General features: G+C 65.6%; 10 protein-coding genes. 1 reads left to right on the forward strand and 9 read right to left on the reverse strand.

What is annotated here, in order from left to right; genetic code table 11:
- The 5 genes from GEV05_28835 to glnA form a co-directional block, all read right to left on the reverse strand.
- The coding region (locus tag GEV05_28835; GenBank protein ID MPZ47298.1) for a DUF427 domain-containing protein at positions 1-251 on the reverse strand (251 nt) is incomplete at its 3' end.
- Positions 252-511: 260 nt separating this feature from the next.
- A complete protein-coding gene (gene ntrC, locus GEV05_28840) occupies positions 512-1,927 on the reverse strand; it encodes a nitrogen regulation protein NR(I) (protein MPZ47299.1) in 1,416 nt (471 codons plus the stop codon).
- 83 nt (positions 1,928-2,010) lie between these two features.
- Positions 2,011-3,102 carry a nitrogen regulation protein NR(II) gene (locus GEV05_28845; protein MPZ47300.1) on the reverse strand — a complete coding sequence of 364 codons (1,092 nt, stop codon included), beginning with the start codon at positions 3,100-3,102 and terminating at the stop codon, positions 2,011-2,013.
- Between the two features lie 78 nt (positions 3,103-3,180).
- Positions 3,181-3,681: a DUF4124 domain-containing protein gene (locus GEV05_28850; GenBank protein MPZ47301.1), complete on the reverse strand. Its 501-nt coding sequence runs from the start codon at positions 3,679-3,681 to the stop codon at positions 3,181-3,183.
- Between the two features lie 924 nt (positions 3,682-4,605).
- Complete coding sequence (gene glnA / locus GEV05_28855) at positions 4,606-6,015, reverse strand: type I glutamate--ammonia ligase (GenBank protein MPZ47302.1); 1,410 nt, start codon at positions 6,013-6,015, stop codon at positions 4,606-4,608.
- 289 nt (positions 6,016-6,304) lie between these two features.
- Here glnA and GEV05_28860 point away from each other — a divergent pair, with 289 nt between their 5' ends.
- A complete protein-coding gene (locus tag GEV05_28860) occupies positions 6,305-6,757 on the forward strand; it encodes a rhodanese-like domain-containing protein (GenBank protein ID MPZ47303.1) in 453 nt (150 codons plus the stop codon).
- Positions 6,758-6,762: 5 nt separating this feature from the next.
- Here GEV05_28860 and GEV05_28865 read toward each other — a convergent pair whose 3' ends face one another.
- The 4 genes from GEV05_28865 to GEV05_28880 all read right to left on the reverse strand — a co-directional run.
- Positions 6,763-7,404: a hypothetical protein gene (locus tag GEV05_28865; GenBank protein ID MPZ47304.1), complete on the reverse strand. Its 642-nt coding sequence runs from the start codon at positions 7,402-7,404 to the stop codon at positions 6,763-6,765.
- A gap of 43 nt (positions 7,405-7,447) precedes the next feature.
- Entirely contained in the window at positions 7,448-8,272 is an 825-nt protein-coding gene (locus tag GEV05_28870) for an undecaprenyl-diphosphate phosphatase (GenBank protein ID MPZ47305.1), read from the reverse strand.
- Between the two features lie 137 nt (positions 8,273-8,409).
- Positions 8,410-8,922 carry a DUF937 domain-containing protein gene (locus GEV05_28875; protein ID MPZ47306.1) on the reverse strand — a complete coding sequence of 171 codons (513 nt, stop codon included), beginning with the start codon at positions 8,920-8,922 and terminating at the stop codon, positions 8,410-8,412.
- Positions 8,923-8,964: 42 nt separating this feature from the next.
- On the reverse strand, positions 8,965-9,801 hold an 837-nt coding region (locus GEV05_28880), incomplete at its 5' end, for a phosphomethylpyrimidine synthase ThiC (GenBank protein ID MPZ47307.1).

Genomic DNA, 9,801 nt, shown 5'->3' on the forward strand with positions numbered 1-9,801 from the left:
ATGTAGCCCGCGATGTTTGCGGCCTCCGCCTTGGGCTGCGGATAGTACCAGGCGGCATCCTTGTTCACCTCGCCGTCGACGACGACGTCATGATAGCTGGCCGTTCCTTTCCAGGAACAGACGGTGTGCGTTTCGCTCGCACGCAGGCGGCTCGAATCGACGCTGCCGGGTGGAAAATAGTGGTTGCCTTCGACGACAACAGTTTCATCGCTGTGCGCAATGACAGCTCCGTTCCACAGTGCTCGTGCCATCGTGCCTCCTTCTCCTTTTTGGCGAGCTTCCGGTCAATGACTCATAGCCCTCATCCCCAACTTCTCTCCATAATTTCCCTCACTTGCAGTGCGCGCATCGGCATGCAGGCCGATGCCGTTCGCCCGGCGCGGACCATGGTCCGCGAATTCCCGGCCTCACCCCTCGATCCCTCTCCCGGAGGGCCCGGAGGGAGAGGGAAGACAACCATACCCCTTGGGGCAAACATACAAGGGGAGCGTATTGCAAAAGGCTCGCTTCGTCATGCGTCGGCGCCGTTGGGCGCGCTCGATTCGGACTCCATGCCGAGCTCGCGGATCTTTCGCGTGAGCGTGTTGCGGCCCAATCCCAGCAGCTGCGCCGCCTCGATACGCCGGCCGCCGGTATGCGCGAGCGCTTTCTTGATCAGGGCGCGCTCGAAGCTGGCGGAGAGACCTCCGATGATGCGCAGTTCGCCGCGATTGAGCGCGTTCTCCACCTCGCGCTCGAGCAGCACGGTCCACGACGGATCGGTCGAGCTCTTCGACTCGCCGCGCAATTCCGGCGGCAGGTCGCCCACTTCGATGGTCTGCCCGGGCGCCATGACGGTCAGCCAGTGGCACAGATTCTCGATCTGGCGCACGTTGCCCGGCAGCTCCTGCGCAGAAAGAAACTTGATCGCGGCTTCCGCCAGGCGCTTGCCCTCGACGCCGAGCTCGCGCGCGCTCTTCTGCAGGAAGTAGCGCGCGAGCAGCGGAATGTCCTCGCGCCGCTCACGCAGCGCCGGAAGCTTGAGGCGAATCACGTTGAGCCGGTGAAACAGGTCCTCGCGGAACAGGCCGCGGGCGACGCGCTCTTCCAGGTTCTGGTGGGTGGCGGCGATGACGCGCACATTGACCTTGATCGGCTGATGCCCGCCGACGCGGTAGAACTGGCCGTCGGAAAGCACGCGCAGCAGGCGCGTCTGCAGCTCGGGCGGCATGTCGCCGATCTCGTCGAGAAAGAGCGAGCCGGCGTCGGCCTGCTCGAAGCGGCCGCGCCGCTGCGTCTGCGCGCCGGTGAACGCACCGCGCTCGTGACCGAAAAGCTCGGACTCGAGCAGGTCCCTCGGGATGGCGGCGGTGTTGATCGCGATGAAGGGTTTCGATGCGCGCGGGCTGTGCCGGTGCAGGGCACGGGCGACCAGCTCCTTGCCGGTTCCCGACTCGCCGGTGATGAGCACGGTCGCATTCGACTGCGCGAGACGGCCGATTGCGCGAAAGACTTCCTGCATCGCCGGCGCCTGCCCCAGAATCTCGGGCGCCGGTGCTTCGGCTTCGGCCGTCGTTTCGCGCTTGCGGCTTTCGTCCAGCGCACGCCGAATGAGGTCCACCGCATTGTCGACGTCGAACGGCTTCGGCAGATACTCGAAGGCGCCGCCCTGGAAGGCCGCCACGGCGCTGTCGAGATCGGAGTACGCCGTCATGATGATGACGGGAAGCTGCGGATGGCGCTCCTTCAGCTTCTGCAGCAGGTCGAGCCCCGACTCGCCCGACATGCGGATGTCGCTCACCACCACCTGCGGCACACCGTCGGCCAGCGCCGCCAGCGCATCGGCCGCGGACGAGAAGCTGCGGTAGGCGATGCCTTCGCGAGCGAGCGCCTTTTCGAACACCCAGCGGATCGAGCGATCGTCGTCGATGATCCACACCGGTTTCACGGCGGGCGGCGTTGCGGTGGGAGAAAAGGCAGCAGTGCTCAGGGCTTCGGACATGGCGCTGGGATCGGCTGGGCGGTTTGGAATCACGGGCGATCGCTCGATTCGTCAGGCAGGGATTTCCCGTTCGCCGGTTCGGCGATCGGCAGATGGATGATGAAGCTGGTGCGCCCCGGGCGGCTCTCGAACTCGATGGTGCCGCCGTACTGGGTGATATAGGTCTGCGCGATCGAAAGACCGAGGCCGGTGCCGCCGTCGCGGCCCGATACGAGGGGAAAGAAGAGCTTGTCGCGAATGGCGTCCGGAATGCCGGGACCGGAATCGACGATCTCCACTCGGGCCGCGTGCCGATAGCGCCGCCGCGCGATGATCGCCTGGCGCACCACGCGCGTGCGCAGCACGATCCGGCCGCACCCCTGCATGGCCTGCACGGCGTTGCGCACGATGTTGAGCAATGCCTGGATGATCTGCTCGATGTCGGCGACGATCGGCGGCAGGCTCACGTCGTAGTCGCGTTCGACGATGATGCCCTCGGGCGTCTCGGCGGCCACCAGGCCGCGCACGCGCTCCAAGGCTTCGTGCACACTGAAGGTGCGCGGCTGAGGCAGGCGATGCGGCGTGAGCAGCCGGTCCATCAGCGATTGCAGGCGATCCGCTTCGCTGATGATGACTTGCGTATATTCCGCGAGCTGAGGACGCGGAAGCTCGGCCTGCAGCAGCTGGGCCGAGCCACGGATGCCGCCGAGCGGATTCTTGATCTCGTGGGCGAGATTGCGTATCAGCTCCCGGTTGGCCAGGTTCTGGTTGAGCAGCCGCTCTTCGCGATCGACCTTCATGCGCTGATCGATCGGCCTGAATTCGAGCAGCAGCGCGCGCGCAGCGCCGTCTTCCACCGGCGTGGCGCAGCAGCTTGCGTGCAAGGCGACGTGATTGCCGATGCCGAGCTCCAGGTCGTGCTCGGTAGAGCTGGCGCCGTGATCGCGCGCGTAGTTCATGGCCGCGATCAGCCGCTCGGCGCCGGAGAAGAGCTCAGTCAGCGAGCGCCCGCGCAGCTGGCGCGCACTCAACTCGAGCAGGTTCTCGGCGGCGGGATTGGCGTACATGATGTTGCAATCGTGATCGACCAGCATGACCGCCGTCGCCAGCAGGTCCAGTCCGGGAAGGGCGGCAGCGAACATGACGGTGCTACCGAGGCAGTCGAGCAAGATACGCGCCAAGGATTCCGGCGCACCCCATGCCGCTCGCGCAAGCAGCGCTCAGCGCAGGTTGGAGAGCTCCTGCTTGAGCGCGCTGATGTTGCGCTCGTGCTGCGTGACGCGATCCTTCAAGCCCTGGATGCGATCGATATAGCGCTGGTAGTTGCGCTCGCTGCCCAGGCGCGTGGCTTCGCCCTCGCTCAATGCCTTGCGGGATTCGGCCAACGCCCGCTCCTCGACGGCGAGCTCGTCTTCGAGGATCTTGCGACGGGAATCGTCGCGCCGGCGCTGCGTGGCCGGATCCACGTTCGGCAGGCCTGGTGCGTTCACCGTTTGCGGCGGGCGCGGCTCGCGTGCGCTCTGAGGTTGCGGCTGGGATGGCGGTTGCGGTACCGGGGGCGCTTCGAAGCAGGAGGACTTCTTCGCGCCCTTCACCGCCGAATCCGAGTAGGTGACATGGCCGTTGTCGTCGACGTACTTGCACAGCACGGCCGAGGCAGCGGGGGCGAAAGCGCTCAAGGCGCCCCACGCAAGAACCCGAATCAAACTTGTTCGACGCATCAGGAACTACAACGGTTTCGCAGGCTATCCTGTTGACGAGTCTACTGAAAAGCACCGGCAGTCTACGGCACGACCGATGCTTTGGCAATTGTCCGGGGCATGCGGCTCCCCTCCTGTAAAGGAGGGGCTGACCGCAGCAACCACACCACCCCGGCGCTACGCGCCACCCCTCCTCGTGAGAGGAGGGGAAACCCGAACTTCCCCTCCTGGCAAGGAGGGGCGGGACGCAGCAACCACACCACCCCGGCGCTACGCGCCACCCCTCCTCGTGAGAGGAGGGGAAACCCGAACTTCCCCTCCTGGCAAGGAGGGGCGGGACGCAACAACGTTGCGGACGGGGTGGTCTGCAACAGGCAAGGAGGAGCGCTGGACGCGACAACCACACCCCTTGCAGGGCGCGCATCGGCATACAGGCCGATGCCGTTCGGCCGGCGCGGACCGCCTCGTACAGCTTCGGTGCAGGCTCGACCATTTGAGCCCCGGCGGTTGGCGTCGACTCGCTTTGCGGTCGATCCCCACAAGTGGGCACCTCCGAACCGGTTGATGCAAATGAACCGCCCAGCCGTCGGTGCCCGGCGCCATTCGCTTTGCGGTCGATCCCCACTGCGTGGGGCCCCTCGCCCGGGAAGCTCATGTCGCCGCCCCTCGCCCGGGAAGCTCGCGCCGCTATGGTCCGCGAATTCCCGGCCTCACCCCCGGCGCTACGCGCCACCCCTCCTCGTGAGAGGAGCGCTGGACGCCGGAACCACACCACCCCGCCCGCCTGCGCGGGCACCCCTCCTCGGGAGAGGAGCGCTCGACGCGACAACCACACCACCCCGGCGCTACGCGCCACCCCTCCTCGTGAGAGGAGGGGATACGCAGGGCACGAAAAAAACGCAAAAGGGGGCGCAAGCCCCCTTTTGGCTGCGCAGGCAGCGGCGATCACGAGCTGTAGTACATGTCGAACTCGACCGGATGCGTGGTGGTGCGGAAGCGCTGCACCTCTTCCATCTTGAGCGCGATGTACGCATCCAGCATGTCGTTCGAGAACACACCGCCGCGGGTGAGGAACTCGCGGTCCTGGTCGAGAATCTCCAGCGCCATATCGAGCGAGTGACACACGGTCGGCACTTTCCTGGCCTCTTCCGGCGGCAGGTCGTACAGGTTCTTGTCGATCGGGTCACCCGGATGAATCTTGTTCTGCACCCCGTCGAGCCCTGCCATCAACAGCGCAGCGAAGGCGAGATAGGGATTGGCCGTCGGATCCGGGAAACGCACCTCGACCCGGCGCGCCTTCGGGCTGGAGACATGCGGGATGCGACAGGAAGCCGAACGGTTGCGCGCCGAGTACGCCAGGTTGATCGGCGCCTCGAAGTGCGGCACCAGGCGCTTGTACGAATTGGTGCCCGGATTGGTGATTGCGTTGAGCGCGCGCGCGTGCTTGATGACGCCACCGATGTAATGCAGCGCGAACTCGGACAGGCCCGCGTAGCCGTTACCCGCAAACAGGTTCTGCCCCTCCCGCCATACCGATTGGTGCACGTGCATGCCGGAACCGTTGTCGCCCACGACCGGCTTCGGCATGAACGTGGCGGTCTTGCCGTAGGAGGCGGCGACCATCCACACTGTGTACTTCAGGACCTGCATCCAGTCGGCGCGCTTCACCAGGCTGTTGAACTTGGTGCCGATCTCGCATTGACCCGGCGCCGCGACCTCGTGATGATGCACTTCGACCTCGACGCCTTGCTGCTCGAGCGCGAGGCACATCGCGTTGCGGATATCCTGCAGCGTGTCGGCAGGCGGCACCGGGAAATAGCCGCCCTTCACCGGGGCACGGTGGCCGACGTTGCCGCCGTCGAACTCGAGCCCGCTGCTCCACGGCGCTTCCTCGGAAGTGATCTTGACGAAGCAGCCGGACATGTCGACGCTCCACTGCACGCCGTCGAAGATGAAGAACTCGGGCTCGGGACCGAAATAGGCGGTGTCCCCCAGGCCAGTGGACTTGAGGTAAGCCTCCGCGCGCTTTGCGATGGTGCGCGGATCGCGGTCATAGCCCTTGCCGTCGGCCGGCTCGACCACGTCGCAGGTGATGTTGAGGACGGCCTCATCGGTAAAAGGATCGAGCCGCGCCGTCTCCGCTTCGGGCATGAGCAGCATATCGGAAGCCTGGATGCCCTTCCAGCCGGCGATGGACGAGCCGTCGAACGCATGGCCATCCTCGAATTTGGACTGGTCGAAGACCTTCGCGGGGACCGAGACGTGCTGCTCCTTGCCGCGCGTATCGGTGAAGCGCAGGTCGACGAACTTGACCTCCTTCTCCTTGATCAGTTTGAGTACGTCTGCTGGGGTCATGCCTCTCTCCTAGCTCACAGGGAAAACGACGCGTATTCGAAACGTCCCGGGCAGCAGGAACCATGCCAAATTCCGGGGCGGAAAATCCCTTTAGTCTGAAGCCATTCGGGGGCTCGGGACCGCATTCTACGCTTCATCGTGGTGCATCTGCGGCGCTTGCATGCACCATATCGGGGCCGGCGTTCGTGTGGGGTTTGGACATACAATGAGCTCCCGAACTATCGGGGCCGGCGTTCGTGTGCGGTTTGGACATACAATGAGTTCCCGAACGCCTGAAAGAGAGGAGCGAATGGCCAATCCGGACGATATCCTTGCGCAAGCGCGCCAACGTGCGCAAGACAGCCGTCTGCCCTACGACGGCGCGCTTCGACCCGCCGAAGCTCACCAGCTGTTGCAGGACCATCCCAAGGCCGTTCTGATCGACGTGCGTTCGCGCGCCGAGTGGGACTTCGTCGGCCGGGTGCCGGGTGCGGTGGAAGTGGAGTGGAAGACCTATCCCGGCATGCAGCCGAACGAGCGCTTCCTGGAGCAGTTGCAAGCGCGCGTTCCCAAGGACGCGGTTGCCATGTTCATGTGCCGCAGCGGCGGGCGCTCGCACGAAACGGCGCTGCTGGCAAAGAAAGCGGGCTACGAGTCGACCTTCAACGTGCTCGAAGGCTTCGAGGGCGATCGCGATCCCGAAGGGCACCGGAACAGCGTGGGCGGATGGCGTGCTTCGGGTCTGCCCTGGATGCAAAGCTGAGCGCATCACGGTCGCGCCCGCTTGGCGTCGTCGTCGTCGGGACGTCCTGAATGCACCGAAAGGCACGCGGTCGCCAACGCCGCGGTGGTGGTGAGCGAGGCGCCGAACAGCGTGAGCATCGGCGTCGCGACCTCCAACAGCAGTCCGCCCAGTCCGATACCGACGCTCACGCCGGCGAGCAGACTGGTCGATGCCCAGGTGAACGCCTCCGCCAATGCGGCGCGCGGCGCGATGCCCGCGATCAGCACCGACTGCGCAGCAAGCACGGTGGCCATCGGCACCCCGGCGACGATGGCGATCGCGCCGAACAGCACCAGATCCCGCACCGGGGCAAGCAGCGCCAATCCCAGGCACATGGCCAGTAGTGCCGCCTTGTACTGACCGGTCGGCGCGAGCGACCAGCTGCGACTGCCGTAGACCAGCGCGCCCACGGCGCTGCCTACGCTCGCGAGCGCCAGAATGAGCCCGGTCACGTACAAGGCGGCGGCAATGCCGGCGGCAGAGAACGACTGCTGCGTGTGCTGGATGAAAAGCAGGATCGCGAGCACCGCCATCCCGATCGGCAGCCGGCCCGCCATCGAGGCGGCGAATGCGCCGGCGAGAGACGGTTCGCCCAGCAGGACGCGATAGCGATCCAGCGAGATCATGGCGCGATCGCGGAGCGCATGAACGCCGTGCGAGCGCCGAGACTCAAGCGTGCGACCAGTCGACGAGACCCGTGTAGGCGGTGAACAGCACGGCGACGCCGAAGACGATCCGGTACCAGGCGAACGCGGTGAAATCGTGCGTGGCGATGTAGCGCAGCAGCCAGCGCACACACAGAAACGCGCTCACGAACGACGCGACGAAGCCGACGGTGAACGGCGCGAGATCCGCAGCCGCGAACAGGTGGCGGTTGCGCACGAGATCGTATGCGCCGGCGCCGATCAAGGTCGGCACGGCGAGAAAGAACGAGAACTCGGTTGCCGCGCGGCGCGAAAGCCCGAACAGCATCCCGCCGATGATCGTGGCACCGGAGCGCGACATGCCGGGAATGAGCGCGAACGACTGTGCGAATCCGACCTTGAGCGCGTCGAGCCAGGTCATGTCGTCCACGCTATCGATGCGCACGCGACGTTCACGGCGCTCGACCCACAGGATCACGAACGCGCCCGCAATGAAGGCGATCGCGACCGGCTCGGGGTGGAACAGGTGGCTCTTGATCGCTTTTCCGAACACCAGGCCGAGGAGTGCTGCGGGAAGGAAGGCCAGGATAAGATTCACGACGAAGCGCTGCGCGCTCCGTTGCGATGCGATGCCGGTAATCACGCCGAGAAAGCGGGCGCGGTATTCCCACACCACCGCCAGCATCGCGCCGGTCTGGATGACGATGTCGAAGACTTTCGACTTGGCGTCGTTCAGACCGAGCAGGCTGCCTGCAAGGATGAGGTGACCGGTGCTGGAGATGGGCAGGAATTCGGTCAGGCCCTCGACAATGCCCATGACGAGGGCCTTCAACGCAAGAAGAGGATCCATGGCGGGCGCCATTGTACCTGCCCGCTTCCTGCGGGAACGTTACATTGCCCGCCTCGGCGGCGAAAATTCAGCCGACGATGTTCCTGCCGCTCGCACGCACCGACGCGCGCAGGCAGCAGTGCCGCCTGACCAGGGTGCTACATGCCGAGCGAGCGCCGCAAGTCGGCGAACGCCGTGTCGACCTGTCCGCCGTCCGCAGGCAACCGGCCTTCGGGCGTGAGCTGATTCACCAGCTCGGGCAGCAGCGACGCAAGTCCCCCGCTCACCTCGTCGTCCGAGACGCCGGCCTGCGCCGCCAGCTCATGAATGGAGTCGGGCCCCAGCGCACTCCGGAGCTGCTCCGGCGAGATCGGTGCATTGTCCCCGCTCCCGATCCACGAATCGGCCTGCTGACCCAGGCCCGCGCCCTGCAACTGCTGCAGCAGCCCGCCGAGGCCGCCACCGGCGCCCGAAGCCCCGCCACGGTTTTGCAGCATCATCAGAACCAGGGGCAGCAAGGTCACGAGCAGATTTCCGCCGCCCGTAGCTGCGTTCGAGCGGCCTCCGAGCAGATCCCCCAATCCGCCCAGCCCGCCCAGATCCCCGATTCCGCCTTGTGACTGCCCACCCTTGGAGAGCGCCGCGCCCAGTACCTGATCGAGTAATCCCATGACCGTCTCCTTGTGCACGTCGGCGACTGCGCCGACGGACCGTTACGCCTTGCGATACACCTCCGCGCCTTGCTCGACGAACTCGCGCGCCTTGTCCTGCATGCCCTTGGCCAGCGCCTGATCCTCGCTCACGCCCTGGCTCTGCGCGTACTCGCGCACGTCCTGCGTGATCTTCATCGAGCAGAAGTGCGGCCCGCACATGGAACAGAAGTGTGCAACCTTGGCGCTGTCCTTGGGCAAGGTCTCGTCGTGAAATTCCTTGGCCGTATCGGGATCGAGCCCGAGGTTGAACTGGTCCTCCCAGCGGAACTCGAAACGCGCCTTGGATACCGCGTTGTCGCGGATCTGTGCGCCCGGGTGGCCCTTGGCGAGGTCCGCCGCGTGCGCCGCGATCCGATAGGCCATGATGCCGTCCTTCACGTCCTTCTTGTTCGGCAGGCCCAGGTGCTCCTTGGGCGTCACGTAGCAGAGCATCGCGGTGCCGTACCAGCCGATCTGCGCGGCGCCGATGGCGCTCGTGATGTGATCGTAGCCGGGCGCGATGTCGGTCGTGAGCGGCCCCAAGGTGTAAAACGGCGCCTCCTTGCAGTACGCGAGCTGCAGGTCCATGTTCTCCTTGATGAGCTGCATCGGCACGTGGCCCGGCCCCTCGATCATCACCTGCACGTCGTGCTTCCAGGCGATGTCGGTGAGCTCGCCCAGGGTGCGCAGCTCCGAGATCTGCGCTTCGTCGTTGGCGTCGTAGATCGAGCCCGGGCGCAGTCCGTCGCCGAGCGAGAAGGCGACGTCGTACGCCTTCATGATCTCGCAGATGTCCTCGAAGTGCGTGTAGAGGAAGCTCTCCTTGTGGTGCGCGAGACACCACTTCGCCATGATCGA

The organism is Betaproteobacteria bacterium (assembly GCA_009377585.1).
Classification (GTDB): domain Bacteria; phylum Pseudomonadota; class Gammaproteobacteria; order Burkholderiales; family WYBJ01; genus WYBJ01.

Coding starts and splice junctions, on each gene's coding strand:
- GEV05_28845 (MPZ47300.1), bottom strand. CDS start 3,102: ATGTTCGCTGCCGCCCTTCCCGGACTGGACCTGCTGGCGACGGCGGTC.
- GEV05_28850 (MPZ47301.1), bottom strand. CDS start 3,681: ATGCGTCGAACAAGTTTGATTCGGGTTCTTGCGTGGGGCGCCTTGAGC.
- glnA (MPZ47302.1), bottom strand. CDS start 6,015: ATGACCCCAGCAGACGTACTCAAACTGATCAAGGAGAAGGAGGTCAAG.
- GEV05_28860 (MPZ47303.1), top strand. CDS start 6,305: ATGGCCAATCCGGACGATATCCTTGCGCAAGCGCGCCAACGTGCGCAA.
- GEV05_28865 (MPZ47304.1), bottom strand. CDS start 7,404: ATGATCTCGCTGGATCGCTATCGCGTCCTGCTGGGCGAACCGTCTCTC.
- GEV05_28870 (MPZ47305.1), bottom strand. CDS start 8,272: ATGGATCCTCTTCTTGCGTTGAAGGCCCTCGTCATGGGCATTGTCGAG.
- GEV05_28875 (MPZ47306.1), bottom strand. CDS start 8,922: ATGGGATTACTCGATCAGGTACTGGGCGCGGCGCTCTCCAAGGGTGGG.